Raw genomic sequence first — 14,812 nt, 5'->3', positions numbered from 1 at the left:
GACAACCAAAGAGGCAGAGGCCATGAAACTGAGAACGTCAATGTTGATGCTGTGTGCGGCGCTGGGTGTCGCCGCCTGTACCGATCCGGCCCGCCTGGGCGGTGCCGGTGCAGGGAATGACCCGTTTGCAAATGGGGCCGCTGGCGGCGTGGTGCCGGGCAGCGCATCCGATCCCGCTTCGCCTGCGTATTTCCAGCAGGCTGTGGGTGACAGGGTGCTGTTTGCCGTTGACCAGTCCACGCTGACGCCCGAGGGCCGCGCAACGCTGGACGGGCAGGCCGTGTGGCTGTTGCAGAACGCCGATTTCACCGCAGTGATCGAAGGCCACGCGGATGAACAGGGCACGCGGGAATACAACCTCGCCCTTGGTGCGCGCCGCGCTGATGCCGCCCGTGCCTATTTGGTGAGCCAAGGTGTGCAGCCGGGCCGCTTGCAGGTCGTCAGCTACGGCAAGGAGCGCCCGATTGAGGTGTGCAGCGAAGAAGCCTGCTATGCCAAGAACCGCAGGGCTGTTACGGTGCTGGCCGGTGGGTTGACCAGCTAGGGTAACGGTAAGGGGCATGTCTGTGGGAAAACGGTTTATTGTGGGGTTTGCGCTGGCGCTGGCCGTAGCCGCACCTGCGCTGGCGCAAGATCAGACGTTGGCCGATATCCGGCAGGAGCTGATCGTGCTGAACACCGAGGTGCAGCGCCTGAAGCGCGAGTTGTCGACGACCGGTGGCGTGTCGGGCGGTGTCACCGGTGCGGGCACCGTGCTGGACCGCGTTAACGTGATTGAGCGCGAGTTGCGCCGCCTGACCGACAAGACCGAACAGCTGGAGTTCCGGATCAATTCCGTCGTGACCGATGGGACGAACCGCGTTGGCGATCTGCAGTTTCGTCTGTGCGAGTTGGAACCTGGCTGCGACATCGCCGCCCTTGGCGATACGCCTGTTCTGGGCGGGGGTGAGGCGCCAGCGACCACACCCGCTGCGCCGCAAGCGCCCGCGCCGAATGTTCCGCAACTGGCCACGCAGGAGGCTGCGGATTTTGAGCGGGCGCAGGAGGCGCTCGCATCCGGTGACTTTCGCGCCGCCGCAGACCAGTTTGCGACCTTTAATGAGACCTACCCGGGCGGGCCGCTCGCCGTAGAGGCCGAGGTACGGCGCGGCGATGCGCTGGAGGGTCTGGGCGATGTGCGTGAGGGCGCGCGCGCCTATCTGTCCGCCTTTACCCTATCGCCTGAGGGACCGCTCGCCGCCGAGGCGCTTTATAAGCTGGGGGCAGCGTTGGGCCGGTTGGGCCAGACGCAGGAAGCCTGCGTGACCCTGGCTGAGGTTGGCGTGCGCTTTCCCGGCGCGCCGGTGATTTCTGATGCGCAAGGTGCGATGCAGAACATCGGCTGTTCCTGAGCGATGCTGGCCCCGCTGATCGCCGCAATCGAGGCGCAGATGGGTGCTGCGCCGCCTGCTAAAATGGGTGTCGCGGTGTCGGGCGGCGGGGATTCGGTCGCCCTGATGGTGGCCCTTGCGCATTATTGCAGCGACAATGGCGTCGAGCTGCATGTCATCACGGTCGATCATGGTTTGCGGGACGGTGCGAAGGAAGAGATCGCCCTTGTCACGGATTTATGCTCGCGCTGGAACCTGGCGCATCACGTGGAATATTGGACCGGCTGGGACGGGGAGGGCAACATGCAGGCCTCGGCCCGCGATGCCCGATACGAGCTGATCGCCGACTGGGCCTATGCCCACCGGATCGGGATCGTGGCGTTGGGGCATACGGCAGATGACCAGGCCGAGACCTTTTTGATGCGCCTGGCGCGCGGTGCGGGTGTCGATGGGTTGAGCGCGATGGCCGCCCGGCGGATCCGTCATGGCATTACGTGGGTGCGCCCGTTTCTGGCGATCGAACGGTCGGCGCTGCGCAACTATTTGCGGGCCGCACAGATCGCGTGGTGCGAGGACCCCAGCAACCAGTCGCGCCAGTTTGAACGGGTGCGCGTGCGCGATGCGCTGACAATCCTGGGCACGCTGGGCATCACGGCCGAAACGCTGGTCGAGGTGGCCGACCACATGGCGCGCAGCCGCGAAGCCCTTGATTGGCAAACCTTTCTGGCGGCGCAGGACATGGCGCAGGTGGTGCATGGCGTCATCGCGATTGATCTGGCCAAGTTCCGGTTGTTGCCGCAGGAGATCGCGCGGCGTCTGATGGTGCACACGCTGACTTGGACATCTCAGCACATTTACCCCCCGCGCAGGGATCCTGTCGCACGCGCCATCGCCGCCGTGCGCACGGGTCAGACTGCGACGCTGAATGGCTGTCAGGTCAGCGTCGAAAACGGCATGATCTGGGTGTTTCGCGAGTTGAACGCGGTCAAGGACATGGTGTGCGAAGTGGGCGACATGTGGGACGACCGCTGGCTGATCACGGGCCCCGAAGACGACCCCGACCTTGAGGTGCGCCCGCTGGGATATGAGGCGCTTGCCGACATCGACGGCTGGCGCGAGATCGGCCTGCCGCGCGCAGCCCTCGCCGCGTCCCCAGCCGTCTGGTACAATGACGTATTGGTCGCCGCCCCCTTTGTCGGGTTCGATGACGAATGGAGCGCAGAGCTTGATGGCGGGAAGGATGCCTTTTTCGCCGCACTTTTATCTCATTGAACATGTGCGCCGCATGGCTATCTTAGATGAAACGGTGCGCGCAGAGGTCGTGCGCCGGTATAATCAGGAGATTTTCCTTGGGAAACGCACGTAATATCGCCTTTTGGGTTGTACTGTTTCTGCTGATCCTCGCGCTGTTCAACCTGTTTGGCGGGTCGGGCAACACGCTGCAAAGCCGCGAGATCACTTATTCCGAGTTCGTGAGCGCGGTCGAGGACGGCACTGTGACGTCAGCCACGTTGGATGGCGAGCAGGTGCGCTTTCGCCGCGGGTCCGAAGAGTTTGTGACGATCAAGCCCGAAGACGCGGCCGTGACCGATCTGTTGATCGCAAACGAAGTGCCCGTGCAGGTCGAGCCGCAACAGCAGTCCGGCTTCCAGACATTCATCATCTCGCTTCTGCCCTTCCTGCTGCTGATCGGCGTCTGGGTCTATTTCATGAACCGGATGCAGGGCGGCGGCAAAGGCGGTGCGATGGGCTTTGGCAAGTCCAAGGCCAAGATGCTGACCGAAAAGCATGGGCGCGTGACCTTTGACGACGTGGCGGGCATTGACGAGGCCAAGGACGAGTTGGACGAGATCGTCGAGTTCCTGCGCAATCCGCAGAAATTTTCGCGCCTGGGCGGTAAGATCCCCAAGGGTGCGCTGCTGGTGGGCCCTCCGGGCACCGGTAAGACGCTTCTGGCCCGTGCTGTGGCGGGTGAGGCTGGCGTGCCGTTCTTCACCATCTCCGGCTCTGACTTTGTCGAGATGTTCGTGGGTGTAGGTGCGTCCCGTGTCCGTGACATGTTTGAGCAGGCCAAAAAGAACGCGCCCTGTATCGTGTTTATCGACGAGATTGACGCCGTGGGTCGCCATCGTGGCGCCGGTTATGGCGGCGGAAATGACGAGCGCGAACAGACCCTCAACCAGCTGCTGGTCGAGATGGACGGTTTCGAAGCCAATGAAGGTGTGATCATCATTGCGGCCACCAACCGTAAGGACGTGCTGGACCCTGCGCTGCTGCGTCCAGGCCGGTTTGACCGTCAGGTCACGGTGGGCAATCCCGACATCAAGGGCCGCGAGAAGATCCTGGGCGTGCACGCCCGCAAGACCCCTCTGGGCCCTGACGTTGATCTTCGCATCATTGCGCGCGGGACGCCCGGTTTCTCGGGTGCTGATCTGGCTAACCTTGTGAACGAGGCGGCGCTGATGGCCGCCCGTGTGGGCCGCCGTTTCGTCACAATGGTCGATTTCGAGAGCGCCAAGGACAAGGTCATGATGGGCCCCGAACGTCGCAGCATGGTCATGACACCCGAACAGAAGGAAATGACTGCCTATCACGAGGCCGGGCACGCGCTGGTCGGGCACCTGCTGCCCAAATGCGATCCTGTCTACAAGGCGACAATCATTCCGCGCGGCGGCGCCTTGGGCATGGTGATGAGCCTGCCTGAAATGGACCGTCTGAACATGTTCAAGGACGAATGCCACCAGCGTCTGGCCATGACCATGGCGGGCAAGGCGGCCGAGATCCTGAAATACGGTGAGGATCAGGTGTCAAACGGGCCTGCGGGCGATATCCAGCAAGCATCGGCCTTGGCCCGTGCAATGGTCCTGCAATGGGGCATGTCGGACAAGGTCGGGAACATCGACTATTCCGAAGCCGCTCAAGGCTACCAGGGCAACACGGCGGGCTTCTCTGTCTCGGCCAACACCAAGGAGTTGGTGGAGCAGGAAGTGCAGCGCTTTATCCAGGATGGCTACGAGCTGGCGCGCAAGATCATCGAGGAAAACCAGGAAGAGTTCGAGCGTCTGGCGCAAGGCCTTCTGGAATACGAGACCCTGACCGGCGAAGAGATCGAGCGCGTGATGCGCGGCGATCCCCCAAGCGCGCCGGATGATGACGAGGGTGGGTCCAAGGTCGAGGACAAGAAGCCCAGCCTGACCGCAATCCCCAAGGCCAAGAAAAAGTCTGGTCCGACAGGCGATGGCGGGATGGAGCCGGAACCGACCTGACATTCCATCTGCTGAAATCAGCGTCACAAAAAGTCATTGGCCCCGCCGCGTGCGGGGCCTTTTAGTGCGCGGTGCAAGAATTTGAAAAGGTCACGATCATGCCCGCGCTGAAACCCACATCTTTTGCTGCGACCATCACATGGTTGGGCTTTGTCGCCAGTCGTGCGGTCAGCCTGCGCGCTGAACCGGTCGAGGCGGTTGAGGTAACTTTGGATGGGTTTCCGGGCGAAGATCACGGTGGAGCGACGCGCCCGTCCTGTAGCCGAGTGCGGAGCCAGTACACGCCGGGCACCGAGATCCGGAACACGCGGCAACTGTCGATTGTGAGCGCCGAGGAATTGGCCGCGACGGCGGCGGCCATGGGGTTGGAGCGGATTGAACCGGCGTGGGTCGGCGCGTCGCTGGTGATTGAGGGCATTCCCGATTTCACCCATGTGCCGCCCGCCTCGCGCCTGATGTCGGCAAGCGGTGTGGGCATCGCGATTGATATCGAAAACCGTCCCTGCATCTATCCCGGCAAGGAGATCGAGGCAGAGGCGGAAGGGTTCGGCAAGCGGTACAAACCGGCGGCAAAGGGACGGCGCGGCGTGACGGCATGGGTCGAGCATGGAGGACGGTTGGCCGTGGGCGATGTGCTGACATTGCACGTGCCGGACCAGCCCGTCTGGCCCCATCTGGAGGCGGCGCGGGCAGGTTGACCGGGCAGGTCGCAGGTTTCGCACCTGTCCCTGCCGTTTCCGAAATGAAACCCTCGGTCCCAATTGGGCCGCTCGCATCGTCCAAAATGTCGGAATCGCGCGCATGGACCCTAGGCATGCGCCTGTATGCAGGCCACGACAGACGTGCCCAATCCAGGACTGCGGGGAGCTACCATGGCCTATAAATCCGACATCGAAATCGCGCGCGAGGCGAACAAGAAGCCGATCCAGGAGATCGGGGCCAAGCTGGGCATCGACAGTGGTGACCTGCTGCCCTACGGCCATGACAAGGCGAAGGTGTCGCAATCCTTTATCAACTCGGTGCAGGACCGCGACAACGGCAAGCTGATCCTTGTGACGGCCATCAACCCGACCCCTGCGGGTGAGGGCAAGACGACGACCACCGTGGGTCTGGGCGACGGTCTGAACCACATCGGCAAGAATGCCTGCGTCTGTATCCGCGAGGCGTCGCTGGGCCCGAATTTTGGCATGAAGGGTGGGGCCGCGGGTGGCGGCTATGCCCAGGTCGTGCCGATGGAAGAGATGAACCTGCACTTCACGGGTGACTTTCATGCCATCACCTCTGCCCACTCGCTGCTGTCGGCGATGATCGACAACCATATCTACTGGGGCAACAGCCTCGAGATCGACACCCGCCGCGTCGTGTGGCGCCGCGTTGTCGACATGAACGACCGGGCGCTGCGCCAGATCACGGCGTCGCTTGGCGGTGTCGCCAACGGTTTCCCGCGTGAGGCGGGCTTTGACATCACCGTCGCGTCCGAGGTTATGGCGATCCTGTGTCTCGCCAAGGACCTTCAGGATCTGCAGAAACGGCTGGGTGATATGATCGTGGCCTACCGCCGGGATCGCAGCCCCGTCTTTGCGCGCGATATCAAGGCTGATGGGGCCATGACCGTTCTGTTGAAGGACGCGATGCAGCCGAACCTGGTGCAGACGCTGGAAAACAACCCGGCCTTTGTGCATGGCGGCCCATTCGCGAACATCGCGCATGGCTGTAACTCTGTCATCGCGACCACTACGGCCCTGAAACTGGCGGACTACGTGGTGACCGAAGCGGGCTTTGGCGCCGATCTGGGCGCCGAGAAGTTCATGAACATCAAGTGCCGCAAGGCGGGTCTCGCCCCGTCGGTTGTGGTCTGTGTGGCCACCGTGCGTGCGATGAAGATGAACGGTGGCGTGGCCAAGGCCGATCTGGGCGCCGAGAATGTGGAGGCTGTGAAAGCCGGGTGCCCGAACCTGGGCCGTCACATCGAGAACCTGAAATCCTTTGGCGTGCCGGTGGTCGTGGCCATCAACCACTTCGTTACTGACACGGACGCCGAAGTACAGGCGATCAAGGAGTATGTGGCGGAGCACGGGGCCGAGGCCATCCTGTCGCGGCACTGGGAACTGGGCTCCGAAGGGTCGGCTGATCTGGCGGCGAAGGTGGCGGAACTGGCGGATGCCGACACCGCCAACTTCTCGCCCATCTATCCGGATGAGATGCCGCTGGCCGAGAAGATCCAGACCATCGCCAAGCGCATCTACCGCGCGGACGAGGCGCTGATGGACAAGAAAATCCGCGACCAGTTGAAGCTGTGGGAAGAGCAGGGCTATGGCCATCTGCCGGTTTGCATGGCCAAGACGCAGTATTCATTCTCGACCGATCCGAACCTGCGCGGTGCGCCCACGGGCCATTCGGTGCCGGTGCGTGAGGTCCGTCTGAGCGCGGGTGCCGGGTTCGTCGTGGCCGTCTGCGGTGAGATCATGACCATGCCGGGCCTGCCGCGCGTGCCGTCCGCCGAAAACATCATGCTGAATGATGAGGGCCAGATCGAAGGGCTGTTCTGAGCCAAAATCACCTCTCGGCCCTGTCACATTGCGATGACGGGGCCGAAACCCGATTGACCCGGTGCCGCCTGCGCGGTCAGCGTATCTCCATCACTTGGAGGATGACCCATGACCAGATTGCTTGCCTTGATTGCCGCCCTTGTTTTCGTCACGACAGCCGCCCATGCCCAGGAACGGTACGAGGGGTATTACTACCCCAATGTGACCTCGACCGAGGAGTTCACGCGCGTGATCCGGGAGGCGCCGCAATCGAGCAAGGGGGTGCGGGTAGAATTCGTGACGAACCTGACCGTCGCCCAATTGGCCGCCCCCGAAAGCCCGCGTTTCGTGTTCTTTGCGAAGGGCGAGGATGCCAAGCATCTGAATGTCATCGCATTGGATGACGAGGTGTTTTCGACCCTGTTTCGCGCCCGCGCCGTGCTGGCGCAGATGACATCCAACATGCGCAACAACGATTTCTTTCGCGCGCAAGAGCTGCAATTCGTAGCGACCTTTTTCGATCTGCTGCAACTGATGGAATTCGACACGCTGGTGGTCAGCGATGGCGAGACCTGGGCGCATCAGGTGAACTTCGTCCGATAATCAAGGAGACTGGACCCGCATGACCGCGACTGTAATTGATGGAAAGGCCTTTGCGGCCAAGGTGCGCGGCCAGGTGGCCGATCATGTGGCGCGTCTGAAAGAGGACCATGGCATTACCCCCGGTTTGGCCGTTGTGCTGGTTGGCGAGGATCCGGCGAGCCAGGTTTATGTCCGGTCCAAGGGTAAGATGACCGTTGAGGTCGGTATGAAGAGTGTCGAACATCGGCTTGATGCGGAGACATCCGAGGAAGACCTGCTGGCGGTTGTCAAATCGCTGAACGCCGATCCCGAGATCCACGGCATCTTGGTGCAGTTGCCGCTGCCGGGGCACCTGAACGAAGATCTGGTCATCAATTCGATTGATCCCGCCAAGGATGTGGACGGGTTTCATATCTCGAACGTGGGTCTGTTGGGCACGGGGCAGAAGTCGATGGTGCCGTGTACGCCGCTGGGCTGTTTGATGATGCTGCGGGATCATCACGAGTCTTTGTCCGGGCTGAATGCCGTGGTGATTGGTCGATCGAACATCGTGGGCAAGCCCATGGCGCAGTTGCTGCTGGGTGACAGTTGCACCGTGACGATTGCCCATTCGCGGACGAAGGACATTCAGGACGTGGTGCGCGGGGCGGATGTGGTTGTGGCCGCTGTGGGTCGGCCCGAGATGGTGACGGGCGATTGGATCAAGCCGGGTGCCACCGTGATCGACGTGGGCATCAACCGGATCAACGCGCCTGAAAAGGGTGAGGGCAAGACGCGGCTTGTGGGCGATTGCGACTATGAAAGCTGCGCCGAGGTTGCCGGGGCCATCACGCCCGTGCCGGGCGGTGTGGGGCCGATGACGATTGCGTGTTTGCTGGCCAACACCGTGACGGCGTGCTGCCGGGCCAATGGTCTGGCCGAGCCGGAAGGGTTGACGGCTTGAGCCGGGGCGGAGGACGCCTCCGCCTTACAGATTTACGGGGACCATGGTGCCCTGAAGGATGGCAACGAGGGTGTCGCTGCCGTCCTGCAGAGCGAACACCTCTGACGTGACCACGATAAGGCGGCGGCCGGGCTTGATGACCCGGCCCTTTGCTATCAGCCGCTCGCCCGTGGCGGGGGCGATCAGGTTGATCTTGATCTCTGCCGTGACGACCTCCTGATCCTCGGGGATCGTGGTGAGGGCCGCGTAGCCTGCGGCGCTGTCGCCGATGCCGAAGGTGAGGGCGGCGTGGGCAAAGCCCTGTTGCTGGCGGCTGCCGGGCAGGATGGGGGCGGAGATTGTCACGTGACCTTTGCTGACGTCGTCGAGCATCGCGCCGAAGGTCTGCATCATGCTTTGCCGGGCAAAGCTGGAGGCGATCCGGGTCTTCATGCGGCCCCTCGGGGCATGGGCACCTGCACGGGGCGAGGGCCTGTCAGGATGGCGGAGGCGTCCGGGCGCATCAGGTTTGTCAGGACGTGGTCGTGGCTGCGCAAGCCGCCGGTATAGGTGCCGTAGGCGGGCAGGATCAGCTTGTCACTGTCGATCAGGAAGGCGGGGCGCGAGATGGCGCGGGCGCGCGTCTGCAGCGTCGCCTTTGGGTGGTAGTGGCCCGAGATTTCGCCTGTTGCGCCCGGTTCGGCGATGTGCCGGAACGTGAGCGGGCCGAGGGTCAGTTCAGCCAGATGTGTGCCGCCGAATTCGATGGGGCCGGGGTCGTGGTTGCCCTCGATCCAGATCCAGCGTCGGCCCGCCTGCAGGCGCGCGATCCAGAGCCGTTCGTCTTCGGGCAGGCTGCGGGCGGCGGTGAGGTCGTCGAAGCTGTCGCCGAGGCAGATGACGGTGCGGGCGTTCGTCGTGTCGAGGTCGGCCGCGAGGCGTGTGAGCGTGTCGCGCGTCTCGTAAGGGGGAAGCTGGGTTCCGGAGCGGCGGGCGATGCGTTCGGCCTTGCCCAGATGCAGGTCGGAGACGCAGAGGAGGGCCTGGTCGGGCCAGTAGAGGGCGCCGGAGCCGAACGCCTTGAGCGCAGCGCTGGCGAGGGAGAGATCGCAGGTGTTCATATTTTGTTCATAGCTGTGCGCGCGTGGCGCATCAAGATGCGCCTTACGATTTCGGGGGCGCTGCCCCCAATCGCCTGACGGCGATCCCCCCGCCGTATTTTTCAAGAGAAGAAGGGGTTAGAAGGGGACGCGCCATTCTTTCTTCTTGGGTTCCGGCGGGAGGCCTGCGGTCGTCATGAGGCGTTCGGCTTCTTCGGCGAGGAGTTTTTCTTCGGCGAGGCCCTTGATGGGGACGCGGCCCACTTCGAGCATCAGCGGGGCGGCGAGGGGGGTGACGCGGCTGTGTTCGATGAGGTCAATGCGGGTGCCGATGCGGGCGCACATCTCTTCGATCCGGCCGAAATCGACGAGGCCGCGCATCGCCTCTTGCCGTGTGATTTGCAGCATGAGGTGGTCGGGGTCGTATTTGGCGAGCGTGTCGTAGAGGATGTCGGAGCTGAAGGTGGCTTGGCGTCCGGTCTTGCGGTTCGAAGGCAGGTTGCGTTCGATGAGGCCCGCGATGGTGGCCGAGGCGCGGAAGGTGCGTTTCATCACGGCGTTGCCGGCAAGCCAGGTGTCGAGGCCGTTGCGGAGCGCGTCGATGTCGAAAAGGGGGGCCGGGTCGGTGATCTTGTCGAGGCCCCAGATCAGGGTGGCGTAGTCTGTTGCCAGGAAGCCCAGGGGGTTGAGGCCCGTCTCTTCCATCCGTTTCGTCAGGAGAAGTCCCAGTGTTTGCATAGCGTTACGGCCCGCAAAGCCGTAGACGGCAGTGTGGATGCGGTTGTCGTGCGGGAAGCTTTCGATGAGCAGGCGGCCCGGTTCGGGCAGGCGGCTGACCTCGCGTTGGAGGGTCAGCCAGTCTGAGGTGTGCGGGGGCAGGGCGGGCCAGCTATCCTGTTGAAACATCTCGATAATGCGGTGGGAAAGCTGGGTGGAGGTGGCGAATTTGGTGCCGAGGAAGGTGGCGATCTTGGGCTTCTTCGCCGCGTCGCGGGTCACCTGAACGGTCATTTCGCGCAAGGAGTCGTAGCGGACGATCTGGCCGCCGATAAGGAACGTGTCGCCTTGGGTCAGTGTTGCGGCGAAGCCTTCCTCGATCTCGCCCAGGGGTTTGCCGCCGCGGCCTTTCCAGCGCACCTTGACCGTGTCGGTGTCCTGGATGGTGCCGATGTTCATGCGGATGCGCAACGCGCTGCGCGGGTCGCGCAACTGCCATTGCCCGTCGGGGCGCTGTTGCAGCCGTTTCCACTGGTCGTAGGCGCGCAATGCGTAGCCGCCGGTGGCGCAGAAATCGAGGCACGCGTCAAATTCGGCGCGTGACAGTGACGTATAAGCGCCTGTGGTTGATATTTCGTTAAAGAGGGCGCCCGCATCGAACGGACCTGCGCAGGCGCGGATCAGGATGTGTTGGCAGAGCACGTCGCGGGGGCCGGGGCCGCGCGGATCGCCGTCAAGCGCCCCTGCGTGCACGGCATCGAGGGCGGCAACGCATTCGACCACTTCGAAGCGGTTGGCGGGGACCAGCAGCGCCTTTGACGGGGCGTTGTAGCGGTGGTTGGCGCGCCCGATGCGCTGGACGAGCCGTTTGACGTTCTTGGGGGCGCCGACCTGGATGATCAGGTCCACGTCGCCCCAATCGATGCCCAGATCCAGCGTGCCGGTGCAGACGATGGCCTTGAGATGGCCGTCGACCATGGCCTGTTCGACCTTTTCGCGCTGCTGGCGGTCGAGGGAACCGTGGTGGATGCCGATGGGCAGCTGGTCTTCGTTGGCGAGCCAGATGTTGTGGAAGTAAAGCTCGGCCTGGGCGCGGGTGTTGTGGAAGATGAGGGTGGTCTTGTGTTTCTTGACCTCTTCCAGAACCGCCGGGATGGCGTATTTACCGCCTGAGCCGGACCAAGGGGGTGGCTCGTCCGTCACCAACATCTTGATGTCGGGGGGTGGGCCGGGGTCAGCATGGAGTATGTCGCAGGGGTCGGGATGCTTGGCGAGAAGGTGGGCAATGGCGGCGGGGTCCTCGACCGTGGCCGAGAGGCCCACGCGTTTGAGGTCGGGACGGAGGGCCTGGAGGCGCGACAGGGCGAGGAACATCTGGTCGCCGCGTTTCGATTCTGCCAGCGCGTGGATTTCGTCGACGATCACCCGCTTGAGGCCTGCGAACATACGCGGCGCGTCTTCGTAGCTGGTGAGCAGCGCGAGGCTTTCGGGTGTTGTCAGCAGGATGTGCGGCGGGTCGGCGCGTTGGCGTTTCTTTTGCGTTTGGGAGGTGTCGCCGGTGCGGTCCTCGATCCGGATATCGATGCCCATTTCTTCGACGGGTGTTCGAAGGTTTCGTTTGATATCAGCGGCTAACGCCTTGAGCGGGGAGATGTACAGGGTGTGCATTCCCGCGTGGTCGTTCTGGGTCAGATCGGCGAGGGTGGGCAGGAAGCCGGCGAGGGTCTTGCCGCCCCCCGTGGGCGCGATGAGCAGGAGGGCCGGGTCGTCGGCGCGGTCCAGCATGTCTTGCTGGTGGGGGTGGATGGACCAGCCCTTGGAGGCGAACCAGTCGGTGAAGATGTGGGGGAGGATGGCCATGGCGCGCAATGTAGCGGGTGCTGCGCCGGTGGGAAGTGCGGGATGGGGGCCAGCGCCCATACACTCAGGAGTCTTTGGAACCAGAGAAGGACGGACGTCCCGAAAACGGGGTCTGGTCGGAGGAGGGGGTGACGTGCGATTCGAGGGGGGATTTACGAGATATTCAAAGAGGTTAAGGGCTAAAACCACGATGCACAGACTGTGCACAACCTGTGCACCGCGCGTGCACCGTTTGGCACACGCGCGACGGGGGTTAACGCAGCGTGCGTTGCGCAGGGGCCGGGACATCGGGCTGACGCCCGGCCTTTGGGTTTACGATGTCCGGGGCTTGAGGGCGCGGATGGTGGCCTGCACCTGTTTGGGCAGCGATGTATCGGCGCCGTCGGGGGCGGCGTCGAGGGCGGCGGAGACGTCTTTGACCAGGATGCCGATGGAATTGTCGGGCGCGTAACCGTGTTTGGCGAACTCGATTGTCTCGAACCCGGAGGCGAGCCAGTTCTGGCCCGATGACGTTTCGATCAGGTTCAGGAGGTGGTTGGTGTCGAGCCCGGCCTCATCCGCCCAGTCGAGGACCAGGCGCGTCATGGCGGTATGCGAGGCGGCAAGGAGGTTGTTCAGCACCTTGGCCTGCATGCCTGCGCCGAAGCCGCCCATATGATGGAAGTTGGTTCCCATCAGGGCGAGCATCGGGGTGGCGTCGGCGATGTCCTGATCGTTACCGCCCAGCATGAAGCTGAGCGTGCGGTTTTCGGCGGCGATCACGGCGCCGGACATGGGCGCGTCGATCAGGGTGATGTGGTCGGGGATGCGGTCGCGCAGGCCACGCACATAGCGCGGCGACAGGGTCGAACAGATGAAGATGCGGTTCAGGTTGGGCGCCGTGCCCATGAGGTTCTGGCTGTCGAAGAGGAGCGCGTTTGTCTGAGCCTCGTCCCGCACGACCGAAAACAGGGTTTCGAGCCGTGGCGCAAATCCCATGATGTTGGTGGTGACATGGGGCAGGCCGGGGTCCACCAGATCGAAACCCATGGCGTCCACGCCGCCATCATGCAGGGCGGCCAGCATCGGCAGCCCCATGCGCCCACAGCCCGCGAGCCCGATCATTTGACGATCTGCTCGTCCTTGACGAACATGTTGGCCCAGGCCCGGTCGATCAGGTCGGGGCGCATTTGCAGGGGGATGCCTTCGAAATTGCAGATGGCGACCATCTGGTCGACCAGGAAGTTCGGTTGGTAGTTGGCATAGACGTTGTCGATGGTCGGGTATTTGACCTTGAGCAGGTGAACGAGCGCGTCCTCGTTCAGGGCCATCCCCTTTTTCTTGGCCACCATGGCGAAGATTTTGAGGAAGTTTGCCTGGTTCGGGCCGTCGATCTTGATCTTGAAGAAGATCCGGCGCAGGGCGGCCTGGTCAAAGATTTCGTTGGGGTGGAAGTTGGTCGAGAAGACGACGAGCGTGTCGAAAGGCACCTCGAACTTTTCGCCGGATTGCAGGGCAAGGATGTCCTTGGCTTCTTCGAGCGGGACGATCCAGCGGTTCACGAGTGCCTGCGGCGGTTCGGCCTGACGGCCAAGGTCGTCCACGATGAAGATGCCGCCGGTGGATTTGAGTTGCAGTGGGGCCTGGTAGGTCCGTGCCGTGGGGTTGTAGACTAGGTCGAGCATGTCGAGGCTGAGTTCACCCCCCGTAATCACCGTGGGCCGTTCGCATTTGACATAGCGTTTGTCATAGGGCGTGACGCGGCGGAGCGCGGTGGGGTCCTGGGCGTCCTCGGGGGCGAGGATGTGCACGATGGGGTCATAAACGGTGATCACCTGGCCCGCGTATTCGATGGCGCGGGGCACATAGACATTGTCGCCGAGCGCGTCGCGGATGCCGTTGGAGATGGAGGATTTACCGTTGCCGGGGGGGCCGTACATCAGGATCGAACGGCCTGCGGAGACGGCGGGGCCAAGCTGGTCCAGGAGGTCATCGGGCAGGACGAGGTGGCCCATGGCGCCCACCAGTTGCTGGCGTGTGACCAGAATGTTGCGGATGGATTGCCGTTTGACCTGTTCGCGGTAGACGTCGAGCGGGACGGGCATGGCGCCGAAATATTCGGACTGGGCCAGCGCGTCGAGCGCGCGCGCCTTGCCGCCGTCGGTAAGCTGGTAGCCCATTTCATTGCCGTTGTTGGCGTTGAGCGTGCCCGTCGCCTCCATCAGCCGCTGGTCACGGCACATGTCGATCAGTTCCTGCACGACGGGGATGGGCAGGCACATCGCCTCGCTGAGGTCCGAGACCATGTCGAGATTCTTGCGGAACATGGTTTTCAGCAGGATGTCCCGCATCATGACGACGGGCAGTTTCATGTCCTGCAACCGTTTGGGCGCCGGAGGCGCGATCACGTCCGAGACTTGAATGTTCATGGGGTGGCCTGTGTTCTGCTGCGTTTCGTTTTGTCTGACGTAACGCAGCAGTTCGGCCA

At 63.2% G+C, this 14,812-nt stretch carries 13 protein-coding genes; 8 read left to right on the top strand and 5 right to left on the bottom strand.

Annotated elements, in window-relative coordinates:
• Positions 1-22 precede the first annotated feature (22 nt).
• The 8 genes from pal to folD all read left to right on the top strand — a co-directional run bounded on the left by pal (position 23) and on the right by folD (position 8,689).
• On the top strand, positions 23-544 hold the full coding sequence (pal, locus tag BWR18_RS10750) for a peptidoglycan-associated lipoprotein Pal (RefSeq protein WP_076628138.1): 522 nt from the start codon (positions 23-25) through the stop codon (positions 542-544).
• 22 nt (positions 545-566) lie between these two features.
• A complete protein-coding gene (locus BWR18_RS10745) occupies positions 567-1,391 on the top strand; it encodes a tetratricopeptide repeat protein (protein ID WP_254684842.1) in 825 nt (274 codons plus the stop codon).
• A 3-nt stretch (positions 1,392-1,394) separates the two neighbouring features.
• Positions 1,395-2,642: a tRNA lysidine(34) synthetase TilS gene (tilS, locus tag BWR18_RS10740; protein ID WP_076628134.1), complete on the top strand. Its 1,248-nt coding sequence runs from the start codon at positions 1,395-1,397 to the stop codon at positions 2,640-2,642.
• Positions 2,643-2,719: 77 nt separating this feature from the next.
• On the top strand, positions 2,720-4,636 hold the full coding sequence (ftsH, locus tag BWR18_RS10735; RefSeq protein WP_076628132.1) for an ATP-dependent zinc metalloprotease FtsH: 1,917 nt from the start codon (positions 2,720-2,722) through the stop codon (positions 4,634-4,636).
• 98 nt (positions 4,637-4,734) lie between these two features.
• Complete coding sequence (locus BWR18_RS10730) at positions 4,735-5,334, top strand: MOSC domain-containing protein (RefSeq protein WP_076630254.1); 600 nt, start codon at positions 4,735-4,737, stop codon at positions 5,332-5,334.
• A 174-nt stretch (positions 5,335-5,508) separates the two neighbouring features.
• On the top strand, positions 5,509-7,185 hold the full coding sequence (locus tag BWR18_RS10725; RefSeq protein WP_076628131.1) for a formate--tetrahydrofolate ligase: 1,677 nt from the start codon (positions 5,509-5,511) through the stop codon (positions 7,183-7,185).
• 108 nt (positions 7,186-7,293) lie between these two features.
• Positions 7,294-7,767: a hypothetical protein gene (locus BWR18_RS10720; protein WP_076628129.1), complete on the top strand. Its 474-nt coding sequence runs from the start codon at positions 7,294-7,296 to the stop codon at positions 7,765-7,767.
• Positions 7,768-7,786: 19 nt separating this feature from the next.
• Positions 7,787-8,689 carry a bifunctional methylenetetrahydrofolate dehydrogenase/methenyltetrahydrofolate cyclohydrolase FolD gene (folD, locus tag BWR18_RS10715; RefSeq protein ID WP_076628127.1) on the top strand — a complete coding sequence of 301 codons (903 nt, stop codon included), beginning with the start codon at positions 7,787-7,789 and terminating at the stop codon, positions 8,687-8,689.
• A 24-nt stretch (positions 8,690-8,713) separates the two neighbouring features.
• Here the strand turns inward: folD and BWR18_RS10710 are convergent, their stop codons facing one another.
• From BWR18_RS10710 to BWR18_RS10690, 5 genes are all read right to left on the bottom strand, one after another.
• Positions 8,714-9,121 carry a PaaI family thioesterase gene (locus tag BWR18_RS10710; protein ID WP_076628126.1) on the bottom strand — a complete coding sequence of 136 codons (408 nt, stop codon included), beginning with the start codon at positions 9,119-9,121 and terminating at the stop codon, positions 8,714-8,716.
• Positions 9,118-9,789 carry a ligase-associated DNA damage response endonuclease PdeM gene (gene pdeM / locus BWR18_RS10705; protein WP_076628124.1) on the bottom strand — a complete coding sequence of 224 codons (672 nt, stop codon included), beginning with the start codon at positions 9,787-9,789 and terminating at the stop codon, positions 9,118-9,120. The genes BWR18_RS10710 and pdeM overlap by 4 nt, the downstream gene beginning before the upstream one ends.
• Before the next feature lie 117 nt (positions 9,790-9,906).
• On the bottom strand, positions 9,907-12,345 hold the full coding sequence (locus tag BWR18_RS10700) for a ligase-associated DNA damage response DEXH box helicase (protein WP_076628122.1): 2,439 nt from the start codon (positions 12,343-12,345) through the stop codon (positions 9,907-9,909).
• 312 nt (positions 12,346-12,657) lie between these two features.
• On the bottom strand, positions 12,658-13,449 hold the full coding sequence (locus BWR18_RS10695) for an NAD(P)-dependent oxidoreductase (RefSeq protein WP_076628121.1): 792 nt from the start codon (positions 13,447-13,449) through the stop codon (positions 12,658-12,660).
• Entirely contained in the window at positions 13,446-14,753 is a 1,308-nt protein-coding gene (locus BWR18_RS10690; RefSeq protein WP_076630253.1) for an ATPase, read from the bottom strand. The genes BWR18_RS10695 and BWR18_RS10690 overlap by 4 nt, the downstream gene beginning before the upstream one ends.
• Positions 14,754-14,812 lie beyond the last annotated feature (59 nt).

The sequence above is a fragment of the Tateyamaria omphalii genome (assembly GCF_001969365.1).
GTDB classification, from domain to species: Bacteria; Pseudomonadota; Alphaproteobacteria; order Rhodobacterales; family Rhodobacteraceae; genus Tateyamaria; species Tateyamaria omphalii_A.
Note: the sequence above shows the minus strand (reverse complement) of the source record. Positions and strands in the feature narration are given on the sequence as shown.